13 protein-coding genes are annotated in these 17,525 nt (G+C 72.6%); 4 read left to right on the plus strand and 9 right to left on the minus strand.

Going from position 1 to position 17,525, the window contains the following annotated elements; genetic code table 11:
* Positions 1 to 34 precede the first annotated feature (34 nt).
* The gene (locus AXK61_RS21525) at positions 35 to 1,051 is read left to right on the plus strand and encodes a cation diffusion facilitator family transporter (RefSeq protein WP_068746981.1); all 1,017 of its coding nucleotides are present in this window, start codon (positions 35 to 37) and stop codon (positions 1,049 to 1,051) included.
* 377 nt (positions 1,052 to 1,428) lie between these two features.
* Positions 1,429 to 1,854: a VOC family protein gene (locus tag AXK61_RS21530; protein WP_231855652.1), complete on the plus strand. Its 426-nt coding sequence runs from the start codon at positions 1,429 to 1,431 to the stop codon at positions 1,852 to 1,854.
* A gap of 38 nt (positions 1,855 to 1,892) precedes the next feature.
* On the opposite strand, the gene AXK61_RS21535 is transcribed toward AXK61_RS21530, so the two are convergent.
* From AXK61_RS21535 to AXK61_RS21555, 5 genes are read right to left on the minus strand one after another with little or no spacing between them, the layout of a single operon-like run.
* Positions 1,893 to 3,839, minus strand: a complete 1,947-nt coding sequence (locus tag AXK61_RS21535; protein ID WP_082789495.1) for a GMC family oxidoreductase N-terminal domain-containing protein — start codon at positions 3,837 to 3,839, stop codon at positions 1,893 to 1,895.
* A 4-nt stretch (positions 3,840 to 3,843) separates the two neighbouring features.
* Positions 3,844 to 4,896: an ABC transporter ATP-binding protein gene (locus tag AXK61_RS21540; protein WP_068746982.1), complete on the minus strand. Its 1,053-nt coding sequence runs from the start codon at positions 4,894 to 4,896 to the stop codon at positions 3,844 to 3,846.
* A 46-nt stretch (positions 4,897 to 4,942) separates the two neighbouring features.
* On the minus strand, positions 4,943 to 6,601 hold the full coding sequence (locus AXK61_RS21545) for an ABC transporter permease (protein ID WP_231855635.1): 1,659 nt from the start codon (positions 6,599 to 6,601) through the stop codon (positions 4,943 to 4,945).
* Positions 6,577 to 7,641 (minus strand): thiamine ABC transporter substrate-binding protein, encoded by a 1,065-nt coding sequence (locus AXK61_RS21550; RefSeq protein ID WP_068746984.1) that lies wholly within the window; start codon positions 7,639 to 7,641, stop codon positions 6,577 to 6,579. The genes AXK61_RS21545 and AXK61_RS21550 overlap by 25 nt, the downstream gene beginning before the upstream one ends.
* A 4-nt stretch (positions 7,642 to 7,645) precedes the next feature.
* Positions 7,646 to 8,953 carry a glycosyltransferase 87 family protein gene (locus tag AXK61_RS21555; protein ID WP_068746985.1) on the minus strand — a complete coding sequence of 436 codons (1,308 nt, stop codon included), beginning with the start codon at positions 8,951 to 8,953 and terminating at the stop codon, positions 7,646 to 7,648.
* A gap of 57 nt (positions 8,954 to 9,010) precedes the next feature.
* Between AXK61_RS21555 and AXK61_RS21560 the strand changes: the two genes are divergently transcribed.
* Positions 9,011 to 9,775, plus strand: coding sequence for a CPBP family intramembrane glutamic endopeptidase (locus AXK61_RS21560; RefSeq protein WP_082778230.1), 765 nt, complete (start codon positions 9,011 to 9,013; stop codon positions 9,773 to 9,775).
* Between the two features lie 779 nt (positions 9,776 to 10,554).
* On the opposite strand, the gene AXK61_RS21565 is transcribed toward AXK61_RS21560, so the two are convergent.
* Entirely contained in the window at positions 10,555 to 11,766 is a 1,212-nt protein-coding gene (locus AXK61_RS21565; RefSeq protein WP_068746986.1) for an MFS transporter, read from the minus strand.
* Between the two features lie 50 nt (positions 11,767 to 11,816).
* On the opposite strand from AXK61_RS21565, the gene AXK61_RS21570 reads away from it, so the two are divergent.
* Positions 11,817 to 12,806 (plus strand): LacI family DNA-binding transcriptional regulator, encoded by a 990-nt coding sequence (locus AXK61_RS21570; RefSeq protein WP_068575062.1) that lies wholly within the window; start codon positions 11,817 to 11,819, stop codon positions 12,804 to 12,806.
* Here AXK61_RS21570 and AXK61_RS21575 read toward each other — a convergent pair.
* From AXK61_RS21575 to glgP, 3 genes are read right to left on the minus strand one after another with little or no spacing between them, the layout of a single operon-like run.
* Complete coding sequence (locus AXK61_RS21575; protein WP_082789496.1) at positions 12,791 to 14,065, minus strand: WS/DGAT domain-containing protein; 1,275 nt, start codon at positions 14,063 to 14,065, stop codon at positions 12,791 to 12,793. The genes AXK61_RS21570 and AXK61_RS21575 overlap by 16 nt on opposite strands.
* Positions 14,066 to 14,118: 53 nt before the next feature.
* Positions 14,119 to 15,024, minus strand: coding sequence for an ROK family protein (locus AXK61_RS21580; RefSeq protein ID WP_068746988.1), 906 nt, complete (start codon positions 15,022 to 15,024; stop codon positions 14,119 to 14,121).
* Entirely contained in the window at positions 15,021 to 17,486 is a 2,466-nt protein-coding gene (glgP, locus tag AXK61_RS21585) for an alpha-glucan family phosphorylase (RefSeq protein ID WP_068746989.1), read from the minus strand. Before glgP ends, AXK61_RS21580 begins: the two co-directional genes overlap by 4 nt.
* Between the last annotated feature and the right edge of the window lie 39 nt (positions 17,487 to 17,525).

Consider the following 17,525-nt stretch of genomic DNA (forward strand, 5'->3'; position numbering starts at 1 on the left):
GGCGCGCGTCGCCCGCGGGCCTACGATCGGCAGCATGAGTGACGACGCGCAGGACGGGCCGGCTCCGCAGGGCGAGTCCCAGGACGAGAGCCTGCTGACGGTGCTCATCGCGTTCGGCGCCAACGTGCTGATCGCGGTGGCGAAGTCGGTCGCGGCGGTGGTCACCGGGTCGGCGGCGATGGTCGCCGAGGCCGCGCACTCGTGGGCCGATACGGGCAACGAGGTCTTCCTGCTCATCGGCGCGCGGCGCGCCGCGAAGCCGGCGGACCCGACCCACCCGTTCGGGTACGGCCGCTCCGGCTACGTGTGGTCGATGTTCGCGGCGTTCGGCCTGTTCAGTGTCGGCGCGGCGGTGTCGGTGTGGCACGGCATCTCCGCCATGGCCGCGCCCGAGGAGACCTCGGACTACGGCTGGGCCTACACGGTGCTCGCCATCGCGTTCGTCCTCGAGGGCACGTCGTTCCTACAGGCGCTGCGGCAGACCAGGGCCGGCGCGGAGGAGCGCATGATGCATCCGTTGCGCTACGTGCGGATCACGTCCAACCCGGTGCTGCGCTCAGTGTTCGCGGAGGACCTCAGCGCGCTGATCGGCATCGTGATCGCCGCCAGTGCGCTTGCCCTGCACCAGATCACCGGGAACGCGGTGTGGGACGCGATCGGGTCGATCGCCGTCGGGATCCTGCTCGGCTTCGTCGCGATCTTCCTGATCCGGCGCAACATGGACTTCCTCACCGGCGAGGAGGCGACGCCGCTGGCCCGCAACCGCATGCTCGAGGCGCTGCTCGCGCACCCGGACATCAAGCAGGTGAGCTTCCTGCACATGGAGTGGGTCGGCGCCGATCGCCTGTTCCTCGTCGCCGCCGTCGATCTCGAGGGCGACCTGCCGGAGTCCCAGGTCGCGGCCCGGCTGGCGGCGATCTCGGACGACATGAACCGCATCCCGCGCATCCAGCGTGCCCTCTTCACCCTCACCCGGCCCGGCGACGCGACGACCCTGCGCCCCGGTCCCCTGCCCGACTGGTACCTCCCCGGCAGCGCACCCCGGCCCTGATCCTCGACCGGAGCGTCGACTCGGAACTCACTCCCGCTGAAGCTCAGAGGGATGGTAGATCCACCACGAAGTAGCTGGTGCCGCCGACCGCACCCGAGGTGCAGTGGTCCGCGTAACGCTGCGCTTCCTCTCGTGTAGAGAATCTCCGCGCCCGGTTCTCCCACGGTCCCCACGGCCGATCCCCCTCGCCGTCGGAGTGGTAGAGGGTGCATCCGTCGCGCAGCTTCACGACCACCGCCCACGCACGGGTGGACGACGCCTTTCGGCTTGTGGTTTTACGCAATCTGGACATGGCACCAGCGTAGCCAGCTATCCGCAATTGCGAATCTCTGATTCGACGCCGCAGCGGCCCGGCCGCGAAAGAAACATGACGCTTGGTGTCGTCTTTCGCTGACAGCGTTGACCTGGCACAGATCCCAACGACCAGAAGGCTTCCGATGAGTGCGCCCAACCTGTTCCTGATCTACGTCACCGATACCGAGCGTTCGACGCATTTCTATGCCGACCTGCTCGAGATCGAACCGGTGTTCCGTTCGCCGTTCTACGTCGCTTTCGAGGTCGCGGAGGGCGTCCTCTTCGCCCTGTGGAGTCGCCGCCGAGAGGCGGTGACGCCGGAAACTCCGCGCCTGTCCGAGGTGGGACTCATGGTTCCGGGTTCAGCCGCGGCGATCGACGAGCTCTACGGCAGATGGACGACGAACGGCCACAGGATCGTCGAGGACATCCATGACGATGTCTTCGGGCGCACCTTCGTGATCGCCGATCCAGACGGCAACCTCATCCGCGTCTCACCGATCGACTGAGCACCCGGGCGTAGTCCTGGACACCCCGACGAGGTGACCTACGCCAGGTGGGCTGCCAGCCGCGAGGCGTTCATGTGGGCGATGGCCTCGATGGAGATCATCGGGTTCACGCCGCTGGGCGTCGGGAAGCACGAGGCGTCCGCGACCACGAGATTCGGCACCTCCCAGGTCGCGCCGTCGGGGTCGGTCGCCGAGGTCTCCCGGCTGCCACCCATCGCGGCGGAACCCATGATGTGCAGCGCGATCATCATGCATCGCGCAGGACCGTAGCCCTCGCGCTGCGCGGCGGCGGCGAACCCGTCGAGCGACCCCGGCAGCCGCGCATCGACCCGGTTCTGGTGCGAGCTGCGCACCGACCGCGCGCCCGCGGCGGCGAGGATCTCGGCCGCACCCACCACGCCGCGGTGCATGTGCGCGGCGTCGTGGTCGCTGAGGCGGTACCGCACGACGGGCTCGCCGTCCCGCCCGACGGTGACCCGCCCACTTCCGGTGTCCCGGACGATCACGCCCACCTGCACCGTGTTGCGCAGCGCGCGCATGTCGGCCGCGTGCTGCGCGGCGGACTGCCAGGGCTGGAACAGGGTGATCGCGCCGGGGCTCGCCGGCCCGGTCTCGTAGATGACGCCGTAGCCGTCGCCGTCGAGATCCGCGTGCTCGGTGGAGTAGCGGGTCTGCAGGCCGCCCTCCCAGGGGCGGACGTCCTCGTCGAAGACCCCGGCGACCGCGGTCACGGGGTGCAGCCGCAGGTTCTCCCCGATCCGCTTGTTGCGCAGGCCGGAGCGCCGCAGCAGCGGCGGGGTCTGGAGCGAGCCGGCCGCGACCACGACCGCCTTCGCGGCGACGGTGACCGAGGCACCGTCGGGCCCGATCGCCTCGACGCCGGTCGCACGCCCCCGCTCGACGATCACCCGCCGCACCTCGACGCCCACGGCGATCCGGGCACCGTCGGCGGCGGCGTCCTGCAGCCAGGTCTTGACGGTGGACTGCTTGGCGCCGATCCGGCAGCCGTAGCCGCAGCGCCCGCACTCGATGCCCTGGTCGCAGCCGAGCACGTTGCGCGGCATGGCCTCGCAGTGCCAGCCGAGGGTGGTCAGGCCCCGCTCGAGGATCGCGTCGCGCGAGGACGCGCGGCCGTGATCGGTGTTCACACCCAGGCGGCGCTGCACCGCGTCGAGCGAGCGGGTGAACTCGTCGCCCGCGAACTGGCGCGCGCCGTGCGCGGCCCACTCGGCGCGCACGTGCTCGGGCGTGGTGAAGGAGGTGGACCAGTTGACCACCGTGCCGCCGCCCAGCGTGCCGCCGGCCATGAACGAGGAGAACTGTCCCTCGGCCGAGATCGCGGGGGCGCCCGCGTACAGGGTGGTCAGGGCGTCGAGTTCGCCAGAACCGAAATCGCGGTCGTCGTGGTAGCCGCCCTTCTCCAGCACCAGCACGTCCAGTCCCGCCGCGGCCAGCACCGCGGCCGCGGTCCCACCCCCGGCACCCGAGCCGACGACCACGACGTCGGCGGACAGGGCCCGTCCGGCCGGCAGGTCGATCGGGTGCAACGACGGTGCCGGGGCGTCCGGAAGCGGCCCGGGCGCCTCCAGATAGCCGATCGCGGCGCGGGCTGCGGTGGCGCCCGGAGCGATGTAGTACGACCCGATGAGCAGCGACCGCAGCCCCTGGAACACGGAGCGCGCTGCGGGCACGGGTGACTCGCCCCAACCGAACAGCGTCTCCTCGCGCCGCGCCTGCGACTGCGCGGAGAACCGGCGAGGCCCCATCTTGTTGACCACGCCCATCCCGCGGGTGTCCCACAGGTCGAGGAAGATCTTCAGCTCGCGCAGCTCTCGCGGCAGCATCTTGTGCGCGGCGGTGCGGGAGACCGACGCGACGATGTCGATGTCGCGCGCGCCCGGCACACCGTCCCACCCCGGGACGAGCGTGTCGGCGATGGCGATGAGGGCACGGGCCTGGCGCGGGCTGAACACGTCGGTCGTCACGGCCTCATCCGATCACGGCGACCCGCCGCGGGTTGAGCGCGACGCGCACGATCTCGCCGTCCGCGGGCGCGGCGTCGCCGAGCGCCTCGACGAGCAGCTCGCCGTCGTCGGTGTCGACGCCCACGGTGATCCGCACCCCGTCGGCGGTGGGGACCGAGCCGACCACCCGGGCCGGGACCCCGTGCGCCTGGAGCACGACGGATCCGGGTCGCAGGCCCAGCTGGAACCTCCCGTCCGGGCAGTCGACGATGACCTGTCCCAGCGCGCACGTCGCCTGCTGGCGCTCGACCTGCGCGTCGAGCAGCACCGTGTAGCCGAGGAACCGCGCGACCTCGGGCGTGCGGGGGCGCCGCCACAGCCGGGCGGGCCGATCGATCTGGGCGATCTCGCCGGCGTCGAGCACGGCGACGGTGTCGGCGAGCTCCACCGCCTCGTCGTGGTCGTGGGTCACGACCAGCGCGGGCGTGGCGGTCTCGCGGAGGATCCGGCGCAGGTCGCCGACGAGGCGGTCGCGCAGCCGGCGGTCCAGCGCCGAGAGCGGCTCGTCCAGCAGCAGGAGGCGCGGGCGCGGGGCCAACGCACGGGCCAGGGCGACGCGCTGCTGCTGGCCGCCGGACAGCTCCCCGACGGGGCGCGACCCCAGGCCCGGCAGCCCGACGAGCTCCAGCAGCTCCTCGACCCGGGCGTCTGCCTCGGCGCGCGGGACGTGCCGGCGCTGCAAGCCGTAGCGGATGTTGCCCGCCACGTCGCGGTGCCCGAAGAGCTGGCCGTCCTGGAAGACCATGCCGAAGCCGCGCTTGTGGGTGGGCACCCTGGCCAGGTCGGCGCCGTCCCACAGGATCCGGCCGGAGGCCAGCGGCTCGAGGCCGGCGGCGGCGCGCAGCAGCGTGGACTTGCCGCAGCCCGACGGTCCGAGCAGCGCGGTCACCGACGAGGCTTCACCGGACGGGACGTCCGGCGCCCCGGCTCCCGTCGCGTCGTGCCCGACGGTGAGCGAGACCTCGCGCACCGCCGTCTCGGCGCCGTACCGCACGCTCACGCGGTCGATGGTCAGCACGTGCAGTCCCCTCTCGCAGATCCCCGGCCGCGCCCCCTGCGCCCGGTCAGAACTCGGCCCTCGCGGTGTCGTCCCGGCGGAGCACTTCGACGAGCCCGATCACCAGCACCGTCGCCACGATGAGCAGCACGGAGCAGGACGCCGCCAGCGCGGCGTTGTCCCACCCCGGGCGGCCGGAGATGCGGCCGATCAGTACGGGCAGTGTCATCTGCTCGGGCCGGACCAGGAAGCTGGCCGCCCCGAACTCCCCCAGCGTAACCACGTACGCGAAACCCGCGGCGACGGCCACGGATCGCCCGATGACCGGCAGGTCGACCGTGGTGAACACGCGCAGCGGGGACGCGCCGAGTACGGCCGCCACCTGCCGCTGCCGCGGGTCGACCGCGGCGAGCGCGGGCACCAGCACACGCACCACCAGCGGCAGCGCGACGAGCGCCTGCACGAAGGGCAGCACCGCGGGCGATTCGCGCACCGTCGGGAGGGATTGCAGCGCAAGGAGATAGCCGAAGCCCAGCGTCACAGCGCTCACGCCGAGCGGCAGCATCACGACCGCGTCGGCGAACCGGCTCAGCAGACCGCGCGAGCGCGAGATGGCCAGCGCGGCCAGCGTTCCCACGACGAGCGCGATCGCGCCCGCCTGCGCGGCGGTCACCAGCGACATGACCATCGCCTTCGTCGGCACGACCCCGCCGAAGTCCTCCGTCAGGCGGCGGTAGGCGTCCAGGCTCAGTGCCCCCGACGGGTCGGGATGCAGCGACCGAAGCAGCAGCGCGACCAGGGGGAAGAGCAGCGCGACCACGGCCGTCGGCACGCCGACGAGCACGCCGATCCGCGCCGCGCCGCTCGGCCGGGCGGGCTGCGGGCGCGCCGCCGAGGAGGGGCGCGAGGCCCGCACGCGCAGCGCGCCGCTGAGGGTCACGGCGAGGATCACGACCACGATCTGCACCAGCGCGAGCAGGGCCGCGGTCCGCAGGTCGAAGGCCCCGACGACCTCCTGGTACATCGCCGTCTCGAGCGTGCGCAGGCGGCTGCCGCCGACCACGAGGACGATGCCGAAGCTGGTGGCGCAGAACAGGAAGACCACCGACGCCGCGGACGCGATCGCCGGGAGCAGCGCGGGCGCCGTGGCGGTGAGGAAGGCACGCGCCGGCCCGGCGCCGAGCGTGCGCGCGGCCTGCTCGGCGCGCGGGTCGACGGCCGACCAGACGCCTCCGACGATCCGCGCCACCACCGAGACGTTGAAGTAGGCGTGCGCGAGCAGCACCGCCCACACCGTCTCCGAGAGCCCGAGGAAGCCGAGACCTCCGCCGGGCGCGAACATCGTCCGGAAGGCGACGCCGACGACGACGGTCGGGAGCACGAAGGGCACCGTCACCAGTACCCGGACCAGCCACTGCCCGCGGAACTTCATGCGCGCGGTGAGCCACGCGAGCGGTAGCCCGAGGATCACGGTGAGCAACGTCGACGCCGCGGCCTGCCAGACGGTGAACCAGACCAGGCCCAGCCCGCCCGCGCCGGTGAAGCCCTCCCAGAGGGAGACACCGTCGGACGAGAGCCCGCGCCCGATGATCGCGGCGACGGGCCAGACGAAGAAGACCGCGACGAACAGCAGCGGCGCGGCCAGCAGGGCGAGCCGCCCGAGGGAGGCCGAGGGCGCGACGCCGCGCAGCACCCGGAAGGTCACCGCCCCATCAGCTGGCGCCACTGCCGCACCCAGCCGTCGCGCTCGTCGGCGAGCCGCTCGGCGGACAGCGTCGCGGCCTTCGGCGGGACGGGCGCGTACTTGGCCCACGCCGCCGGCAGCGCGACGCCGCGGGTCACGGGGTAGACGTACATCTCGTCGGGGATCGTGGCCTGCGCCGCGGGCGAGAGCAGGAAGTCGATCAGCTTGCGGGCACCGTCGGGGTTCTTGGTGCCGCGCAGCACGCCCGCGTACTCGACCTGCCGGAAGCAGGTGTCGAGCAGCGCCTTGGTCGGCGGGGCGGAGCCGTCCTTGCCGACCTCGGCCGCGGGCGAGCTGGCGTACGAGACGACGATCGGCTTCGGGCCCTTGCCCGACGATCCGGAGAAGTCGGTGGAGTAGGCGGTACTCCAGTTCGGCGCGACAGCCACGTCGTTCGCGCGCAGCGAGCGCCAGTAGTCCTGCCAGCCCTCGCCGAGGGTCGCGACGGTGCCCGCCAGGAAGGCCATGCCGGGCGATGCGAGTTCCGGGTTCTCGACCACGGTGAGCCCGCGGTACTCGGGCTTCGCGAGGTCCTGGTAGGTGACGGGCTCGGGCAGGTTCTTGTCCTTGAAGTACCGGGTGTCGATGTTCACGCACACGTCGCCGAAGTCGACGGCCGTCAGCTGCGGCATGCCGGCGAGCGCGTACTCCTGCGCGCCGTTCGCCGCAGCGGGCGAGACGTACTCGTCGAACACCCCGGCGCGCACGGGCCGCGCGGCGTACGTGTTGTCGACGCCGAAGGCGACGTCGCCGGGCGGGTTCCCCGGGGTCAGCGAGAGCTTCGTGGCCAGCTCGCCGCCGTCGCCGAGCTCGACGGTCTTGATCTTCAGGCCGGTCTGCTTGGTGAAGTCGGCGAGCACGTTCTCGGGCAGGTGGAAGCTCGAGTGGGTCACGAGGGTCACGGTTCCGGTGGCCGACGGTGCGTCGCTCGAGCCCGACGGGGCCGTGGACGTCGCGCAGGCACTGGTCGCCAGAGTCGCAGCGCTCAGGATCGCAAGGCCGAACCGGCCGAGGTTGTTCATCCGCTCAGAGTACGGCCCGCAGGCGCCCACGCTGCGCGAGGATCAGCGCGACCAGGCCGAGGGCGGCGAGTACCCCCTCGGCGAGAAGAACGGCACGCACGACCCCGTCGTGCAGCCCCGCTAGCTTGAGCAGGTCGTCGGTGAAGTGCACCCCGAGGTAGTACATCGCGGCGAGCGCGACGGCGAGCACCGTCGACCAGCGGGTGTACGCGGCGCCGGGGCTCGTGAAACCCTCGCCACCGGCGCGGCCGAGGGGACCGTGCACCACCCAGGTGAGCAGCGGCACGACCCAGACGAAGTGGTGGATCCACGAGATCGGCGAGCCGAGCAGCCCCAGCAGCTGGACCAGGACCAGCGCGATGAGGGCATCGCCGCGACGCACGACCCACCATGCGGCGAACAGCAGCGCGGCCGCGACGGCCACCGCGACGAGCCAGGCGACGCCGGTCCCCACGTCGTGGCCCACGAACCGCGACACCGCGCCGCGCAGCGCCTGGTTGTCGGGCTTGGCGGGATCGCCGATCGGCCCGGTGTCGCCGAGCAGCACCGTGAAGTAGCGGCGCGTCTCGCTGGGCAGGAGCAGGTAGCTGATCCCGACGGTCGCGCCGAAGGTCACACCGGAGAAGACGGCGGCCCACACCCGGCCACGGGCGAGCAGGAACAGCCCGCCCACCGCGGGGGTGAGCTTGATGCCGGCCGCGATGCCGATCAGGAGGCCGGAGGCACCGTCGACCGTCCCCGGCCTGAGCGCGAGCACCGGCCCGGGGGCGTTCCGGGCCACGAGGTAGGCGGCCCACACGCCGAAGGTCATGAGGACCACGTTGATCTGGCCGTAGTCCAGGTTGGTGCGGACCGGGTCGATCCAGAGCGCGCCGGCCGTCCAGAGCAGGGGCAGTTCGCGCGGCACGTCGCCCAGACGCGACGGTGCGCCCCTCCCCGCGGCCAGGATGGCCAGGCACATGCGGATGACCAGGAACAGCAGCCCGGCGGTGAGCGCCACCCAGCCGACCGCGACCACCGGGAAGGGCAGGAAGCGCAGCGGGAAGAAGAACAGGCCCGCGAACGGCGGGTACGTGAAGGGCAGCGGCTGGTCGGGCGTGTAGTCGCGGAGGGCGAAGTCGTAGAGCCCGCCCTCCGAGACGCGCCGCGCCGCCTCGTAGTAGACCCGCAGGTCCACGAAATTGAAGTTGTGCCTGCCCGCGAGGATCCACACGATGCGGGCCCCGACCGCCGCGAGGAAGAGCGGGAGCGCCGCCCGGCGCAGCCCGCCGGCGAGACCGCCGTCGGCCTGCGCGATGCGGTCCTTGGTCACGGGTGGACACCTTAGCGATGCTCACACCCGTTGCGCGAACCGCCGCACTTCTGGACCATGGAGCGAGTGACCACCGCACAGACGAGCGTTCCCGATCACTCCGCCCTCCGTTCGGCGGTGTCCGGGGCGCGCGCGATCGTCGACGTGGGCGTGGTCGTGGCGGTACTCGTCGCCACCAATCTCATCGCGCACTTCACCGGGAGCTGGGCCGCGCTGCTGGCCGTTCCCCTGTCCGCGGTACTGCTCATCGGCATCGCCCGGCACCGCGGGCTGGACTGGCACGAACTGGGGCTGGGGCGCGAGCACTGGCGGTCGGGCGCGAAGTACGCAGCAGCGGCGGTGTTCGTGGTAGCGGCGGTGATCGTGATCGGCGCCCTGCTGCCGGTGACCCGCGGGCTGTTCCTCAACGACCGCTACGCCACCTTCTCGACGGCGATCATCGCCTCGATGGTGATCATCCCGCTGCAGACCGTGATCCCCGAGGAGCTGGCCTTCCGCGGCGCGCTGCACGGCACACTGTCGCGCGCGATGCACTTCCGCTGGGTCGTGGTCACGGGTTCGCTGCTCTTCGGCTTCTGGCACATCGCCTCGTCGCTGGGACTGACCAGCGGCAACGCGGGCCTGACGAAGCTGCTCGGCGCCGGCGCGCTGGCGCAGTTCCTCGGCATCGCCGGTGCCGTGCTGGCCACCGCGTTCGCCGGGTGGGTGTTCACCTGGCTCCGCTCCCGCAGCGGCTCCCTCATCGCCCCCATCGCGCTGCACTGGTGCCTCAACGGCGCGGGCGCGCTGGCCGCCGCCTTCGCCTGGCAGCTCCTGCGCTGAGTTCGAGCCGGCCGCCCTGAGCTGACTCTCGCTCTCTCGTCAGCGAAGTGCATGGGTCGCTTCGCGGAGCCATGCGCCCGACGCATGACTGAAAAACACCAGGTCAATATACGTTTTCTCGCTCCGGCCCATGTGCGAACGCATGGCAGCCGAACTGAAGGTCATCCCGCATGATGTCGGCGACAGCCGTGCGCTGCGCACATCCCTGCGGCTTCGGCGCCGAAACCTCTGGCAATCGTCGTCCCCCGCGCCGCACCGAGAGGTGGCTCAGGCGTTTCGCCCCCTGTGAAACGCCGGGCGTTCGGTGAGGGACCGCCCGTCCCCCACGCCGCGCCGCCGTCCCCCACGCCGCGCCGCCGTCCCCCACGCCGCGCCACGCCGTCACACGCCGTTCCCTGCGCCACCTCCCGCGCCCGCCGTTCCCTCGCTCGACCGCCCCGCCGTTCACAATCTCCCTGGCCAGTACAGCTAGCGAGCCGGGGCGGGCGCTGAGATGTCCGCCCGAGCGGCGCGGCTACGGCGTGTCGCGGGGCCGGCGCCGCTGGAGGCGACATCTCAGCGCCCGGCGCCGCGACCCACGAAGCGCCCCGCGCTCGCCCGGCACACGTGAATCCATGCACGCCGCATGATGTCACCCGACAGACACACCTTCGGAGCTGGTCTTCCGCGGCCATGCACGGCACGCATGGCTCGCGGAACAACACCCCACTCCATCCGAGCGCGCACAGACAGTCTCCTGCACCCGGGCCGTACCTGCGGCCCCGCGCCCCTCAGCTCACCTACCGCCCGGCGACGTTCTCCGGCTCCCGCGCCGCGGGGGCGACGGCGACGGCCACGGCGATCGCGACGAGCACCACGATCAGCGCGTAGAGCAGCGTCACGTACTCGCCCAGCGCGCCGATGATCGGCGGCCCGGCGAGGAACGAGAGGTAGCCGATGGTCGACACGACGGAGACCCGCGCCGCCGCCATGCGCGGCTCGTCGGCCGCGGCGGACATCCCGACGGGAAAGCCGAGCGAGGCGCCGAGGCCCCACAACGCGACACCCACGTACGCGGCCCAGGTCGGGCCGAAGATGACGAGCGAGAGGCCGACGAAGGCGAGCGCGCCGCAGGCGCGCAGCGTGCGCACTCGACCGTAGGAGTCCAGGACGCGAGTACCAGCGAGCCGGCCGATCGTCATGAAGGTGACGAAGACCGCGAAGGTCAGTGTGCCGACGGTCTTCGACGTGCCGTGGTCGTCGACCATCGCCAGCGCCAGCCAGTCGTTCGCGCTGCCCTCGGTCAGTGCCATGCCGAGCACCATCAGACCGATGAGCAGCGTGCGGGGCTCGCGCCACACCGCGAGCCGCTCGCGGCGGGAGACCGGGGCGTGGTCGTCGGCGTCGTGCGCCTGGAAGGGCACGTGCCGCAGCGCGAACCAGCCGACCACCAGCAGGACGCCGTTCACGACCAGCAGGTGCGGCAGCAGCGGCACGTGCGCCGCCTGTGCCGCGGCGGCGGTGAGCGCGCCGGCCACGGTGCCCATCGAGAACGCCGCATGGAAGGCGGGCATCACGGTGCGTCCCAGCGCCCGCTCGTTCTCGGCGCCCGAGAGGTTCATGCACACGTCGGTGATGCCGTGCGAGAGCCCCACGAGCACGAGCGGCAGCAGCGTGAGGGCGTAGTTGCCGGACTGCGCGCCCGCCGCGGCCGCGATCATCGTCACGCCGAGCGCCGGGAGCGTCACCGCGATAACCCGCCGCGCCCCGTACCGCGCGGCCAGCGCGCCCGACCCGACCAGGCCCACCACGGACCCGACCGCGAGCCCGAAGGTGAGCAGGCTCACCTGCAAAGTCGTGGCGCCGAGGTCGTCGCGGACCTGCGGCAGACGGCCCAGGTAACTCGCGAAGGTGAGCCCGCTGAGCGCGAAGATCACCGCGACGGCATTGCGCCAGGCGAGCACCGAGCCCCCTACCGCGTCCGTCTTCTGCTGCTGGAAGTCCACGCTCACCGATCAACCCTTCGAAACGTTTCGATTGTTGCTTGCTAGGCTAGGTCCCCATGACACGCGGGTCAAACCGGATAACGCTGGTGCACGTCGCCGAGACGGCGGGCGTCTCGCTGTCGACGGCCTCGCACGCCTTCGGCGTCGACAAGCCGATCAGCGACGCCACGCGCGCCCGCGTCCTCGCCGCCGCGGCCGCGCTCGGCTACGAGGGCCCGGACCCACGGGCGCGCTCCCTGCGCAGCGGCCGCACCGACATCATCGGCGTCCAGGTCGACGACGAGGCCGGGCGAGCGTTCCGCGATCCGGTCATCATCGGGATCCTCGACGGGGTGTCCGCCGCGCTCGCCTCGAGCCCCACGTCGGTCCTGCTCATCCCCGATTCGGTGCCCGAGGAGCGCCTGCGCACACTCCCCGTCGACGGGATCGTCGCCGCCGGATGCTCCCCCACGCTCCCCCAGCTCCGGGCCGCGATGGCCAAACGATCCGTCCCCGTCGTCACCGCCGGGAACCAGGTCGACGAGATCGGCAGCGTCGGGGTCGAGAACCGTTCCGCCACCCGACGACTCACCCACCACCTGCAGGCGCTCGGCCACCGCGATGTCGGCATCCTCCGGCTGCGCCACGGCGATGTGGAGCGCGCACGCACCGACGCCGCCCGCGCGGCGTTCCCGGACGCGCCCGTCGCGGTCACCTCCGACAGCACCATCGACGAGGGCTTCCGCGCCGGCGCCGAGCTGCTCGACCACGGCCTCACCGCGATCATCGCGCAGTCGGACCTGTTGGCCGTGGGCGTGATCCGGGCGGCCGAGGCCCGGGGGCTCCGCGTTCCCGAGGACCTCTCAGTGGTGGGCTTCGACGGTGTGCGGGTGGACGGTTTCGCCCGCACCCTCACCACGATCCGACAGCCGATCGTCGAGATGGGCCGTCTCGCGGCGCAGGCGGTCCTCGCCGCGCACGACGGTGCGCCGCTACCCACGCTCGCGATGGAGGTCGAGCTCGTCGTCGGCGATACGACCGGGCCCGCGCCTCAGGCGCGGAGCTGAGCGACCTCGTCGAGCGCCGCCTCGAGCAGTTCCGCGTAGTCGTCCGGGTCCGGTACCGCCGTACGACTACTGGTCACCGACACGGTCACCGCATCGCCCAGGCCGTGCACGCCGTGCGTGAGCCCCATCGCGGGCGAGAGCGCCGGAAATCCCGCGGTGAACACCGATCTCCCACCCAGCAGCACCAGGTCCGACGGTCCGCGGTGAACGCTCGACAGGACTGTCGCGCCCGCCATCGTCTCGGGCCGCACGGAGGGATCGAAGGCCCGCACACCCATGCTCGCCAGGACCGACGGGGCCGCGTCCTCCGCCGCGCCGACGGTGCGCCACAGGGGACTTCCCGCCCGTGCCCGCGCGCGACCGAGCGCGCCGGCGATGAGCGCAGGGCGCTCCGCGGGCGGCACGCCCGGATACAGCGGCACCGAGACGTTCCCGAAGGCGTTGCGCTCCCCGTGCCGACGCTCCCGCGCGACCATGACCTCGGCGGCCAGGGAGTCAGGGACCGCGGCACCGCGCCGACGGAGATACCGCTCCGTCGCCAGCGAGACCGCGGCGAGCGCATTCACCGTGACGGTGTGGCCGGAACGCAGGGACGCACTGTCGCGCACCAGCATCCGGATGTCGCGAGAGGCATCGGGAGGTGCGTTGAGCACGGTCAGCGGCGAGCCCGGGACGGGCGCGGGCAGGTTCCCGGCGCGGGTGCGCCGGTCGATCTCCGCCCGGGCGGGTGAGCTCAGCAGGCCGAGCGCCACCGTCCGCGCCAGTGCGGCGGGCAGCCCGACGACGCCGCGCGCGGCCCGCACCGCGCGCGGCAGGGGGCGGAACACCGGCACCGGAGCGGCCGGCGCACCGTCGAACAGGGCCCGCGCGATGGCGGACGCGCGGCGCCCGTCCGCGAGGGCGTGCGCCACCTGCAGCGCCACGACGGTGGCCGTCCCCGTGCACCGCGGGGCGCCGACGACGTGCGGGAAGACGTGCAAGCGCCAGGGCGACACCGTCGCATCCACCTGGCGCCCGAACAGCCGCGCGACCGCGGCGGGCACCTCGGCCCATGTGCGGGCGATGCCCTCGCGCACATCGACGACGGTGTTCGGCGCCCAGGCCGGATGCTCGAGATCGCCGGGCACCGGAGCGATCCGCAGCCGAAGGTCCGTGATCGACGGTGCGCGGCCCATGACCAGATCCGCCACCTCGGCCGCGGAGGGCCCGTGGGCGGTGCCGTGGTCGAAGCAGTAGAGCAGGAACTGGTCGCTCGGCATGATCAGGGAGGCCCAATGGGTACGGGCGTCACGCGGGGAGAGCAACCCACCCGTCACGGCAACAGGTCCCGGCGGTACATCAGCGCGGCGGCGCCCACGAGCGGGGCATCGCCGCCGAGACCGGCCGGCACCACCCGGGCGGCCGCCACGTAGGGCAGCGGGTGCGCGGCGACAGCGGCCTGCACGAGCGGTACGAAATCATCTGCGACGCGGGTGAATCCGCCGCCGAGGACGACGATCGACACCGGCACCAGTGCGACGGCGCTGCCGATCCCCTGCCCGACGGCGGTGGCGCACCGTCGGACCGCGGCGACCGCGACCTCGTCGCCGGACCGGTACGCGGCACCCAGGTCCTCGCCCGTCGCGCCGGTGAAGCCCTGCGTGCGTGCCCAGTCCACGGTGTGCGGGCCGGAGGCGACGGATTCGAGCATCGTCGTCCGGCCCAGCGAAACGCTGCCGGTGTACCCGGACAGTTCGATCTGGCCGATGTGTCCGGCGTTGCCGCCCAACGCCTTCCCACCCACCACGAGACCGCCGCCGACGCCGGTGGACACGACCATCCCCAGGGCGTCGTCGTATCCGCGGGCCGCGCCGAGCCAGTGCTCGCCCAGCACGATCGCGACGCCGTCGCGGCGGAACTCCACGGGGAGGCCGCCGGCCGCGTCGGCGACCAGGTCCCGGAGCGGAAAGCCGTGCAGAGCTTCGAGGTTGATCGGCGAGGTGGTTCCGGCGGCCTCGTCGACCGGACCCGCCGCAGCGAGCCCGACCCCGGTGACCGGCCCCTCGGCGGCGGCGAGCGCGTCGCGCACGACCCCCGTGATCGCCGCCTCCAGGTCCGCGGTGGATGCCTGCTCGCCGGTCGGCGCCCGGTGTCTGGACGCCTCGACGACGGTGCCGTCGGGCTCGACGAGTGCCGCCGCCACCTTCGTGCCGCCGAGGTCCACCGCGAGCACCGTCATCGCGCGTACCGCACCAGACCGAGCTCGGCGGGCCCGGCGAGCAGGCGGTTCTGCGGCAGGACGCGTACCGCGTATCCGAACCTGCCCACCTGCGCGGGCAGCACGGCGCGGTATCGCTCACCGTCGAAGTGGAGTCGGACGGGCTTGCCGCCCACGATGTCCCCGCCCTCGCTGACGCCGCCGATCACCGCCTCGACGCGCACGTCGCCGTCCTCCAGTGGTCCCAGGTCGATCTCGGCGGCGAGGTCGACGCCCTCGGGGACCACCGCCACCGTCGACGGGCCGACGCGCACCGCGTCCCAGCCCGCCCGGACCTTCGCGATGTACTCGACCAGCTCTTCGATCGCCGGCCGCGTCGCCCGGGCGGACCGCGCCGCGGGCCGGTAGTAGTCGGTCGCGTACTCCCGGACCATGCGCTCGGCGGATACCTCGGGCGCCGTCGCCGACAGCGTGTGCCGCACCTTCGACAGCCAGCGCGGCGGGGCGTCGTCGGCGTCGCGCCGGTCGTAGAAGGCCGGCACCACAACGTGTTCGAGCAGGTCGTAGAGGGCGTCGGCCTCGATGTCGTCGCGCCGTCCCGGGTCGACGCCGACGGCCGACGGGATGGCCCAGCCGTTGTTGCCGTCGTACAGCTCGTCCCACCACCCGTCCAGCACCGACAGGTTCAGGCCGCCGTTCATGGCGCTCTTCATGCCCGAGGTGCCGCAGGCCTCCAGGGGGCGTAGCGGGTTGTTGAGCCACACGTCGCAGCCGTGGTACAGGTACCCGGCCATGCCGATGGAGTAGTTGGGCAGGAAGGCGATCCGGTGCCGCAGCGTGCGGTCGTCGGTGAAGTGGAGCAGTTGCTGCAGCAGCCTCTTGCCCTCGTCGTCGTGGGGGTGGCTCTTGCCGGCGATCACCACCTGGACGGGCCGGTCGGGGTCCAACAGGAGGGCGCGCAGTCGCTCGGGATCGCGCAGCATGAGGGTGAGCCGCTTGTAGGTGGACACGCGCCGCGCGAAGCCGATGGTGAGCACCTCAGGATCGAACATCCGGTCCGTCCAGCCGAGTTCGGCGTCGACGGCGCCCCGCTCGATCCAGGCGGCGCGGGTGCGGGAACGCACCTCGCCGACGAGGCGGTGCCGCAGGGTGGTCCGCAGGCGCCACAGGGCCTCGTCGGGCATCGAGAGCGGGTCGGTGGCGCGCTCGGTGACCAGGCGGTCGGCCCAGGTGCCGCGGTGGACGCCGTTGGTCACCGAGCCGATCGGGATCTCGGAGGGCTCGAAGCCGGGCCACAGGTCGGCGAACATCTCCCGGCTCACGGCGCCGTGCAGCTTCGACACCCCGTTGGCGCGCTGGGCGAGGCGGAATCCCATGTGCGCCATGTTGAACACGCCGGGGTCCGCCTCCGCACCGAGCGCGATGACCTCGTCGAGCGGCACGGTGGGCAGCATCGCGCACATCTGCCCGCCGTCGCCGAAGTACCGCCGCACGAGATCGACCGGGAAGCGATCGATGCCGGCGGGCACCGGGGTGTGGGTGGTGAAGACGGTGGCGGTGCGGGCGAGTGTCCTGGCCTCCGCGTAGGACAGGTCCTCGGTCGCCATGAGCTCGCGGATCCGCTCCAGGCCCAGGAATCCGGCGTGCCCCTCGTTGGCGTGGAACACCTCGACGCCGGGGTGGCCGGTGAGGTCACAGAACGCGCGGGCCGCGCGGACCCCACCGATGCCCAGCAGGATCTCCTGGCGCAGGCGGTGTTCCGCGTCGCCGCCGTACAGCCGGTCCGTGATCCCGCGCAGGTCCGGGTCGTTGTTCTCGATGTCGGTGTCCAGCAGGAGCAGCGGGATCCGGCCGACCTCGGCCCGCCACACTGCCGCGCTGAGCACGCGGCCCTCGAGTGGCACGGAGACGACGAGCTGCTGTCCGCTCGAGAGGGTCACGGGGCGCAGCGGCAACTGCTCCGGGTCCAGCGCGGGGTACTGCTCTAGCTGCCAGCCGTCGGCCGAGAGCGACTGCTGGAAGTAGCCGTGGCGGTACATCAGGCCCAGGGCGATCAGTGGGAGACCGAGGTCCGAGGCGGCCTTGAGGTGGTCACCCGCCAGGACCCCGAGCCCACCCGAGTAGTTGGGGAGCGTCTGGCTGACACCGAACTCCATCGAGAAGTACGCGATCCCCTTCGCGCCGTCCTTGAGCTCGTCCGCCCAGGCCGGCCGGGTCAGGTAGTCGTTCAGGTCGGCGTGGAGCGCCCGCACGCGCGCGACGAACTCCTCTTCCGCCGCGAGCTCGGCCACCCGTGCCTGGTCGGCGCCGCGGAGCGCCTCGAGCGGGTCGTGGGTGGCCGCCCACACCTCGGGGGCGAGGGCGGAGAACAGGTCCTGTGTGGGTCCGTGCCACACCCAGCGCAGGTTGAGCGCGAGGTCGGCGAGCGCGGCGAGCGACTCCGGGTAGACGGGCTCGACGGTGAAGGTTCCTTCTGCGTGCACGACTACCGACCCTATTGGTTGCCCGCGCGCCCCGCGACG

It is taken from the genome of Tsukamurella pseudospumae (genome assembly GCF_001575205.1).
Classification (GTDB): domain Bacteria; phylum Actinomycetota; class Actinomycetes; order Mycobacteriales; family Mycobacteriaceae; genus Tsukamurella; species Tsukamurella pseudospumae.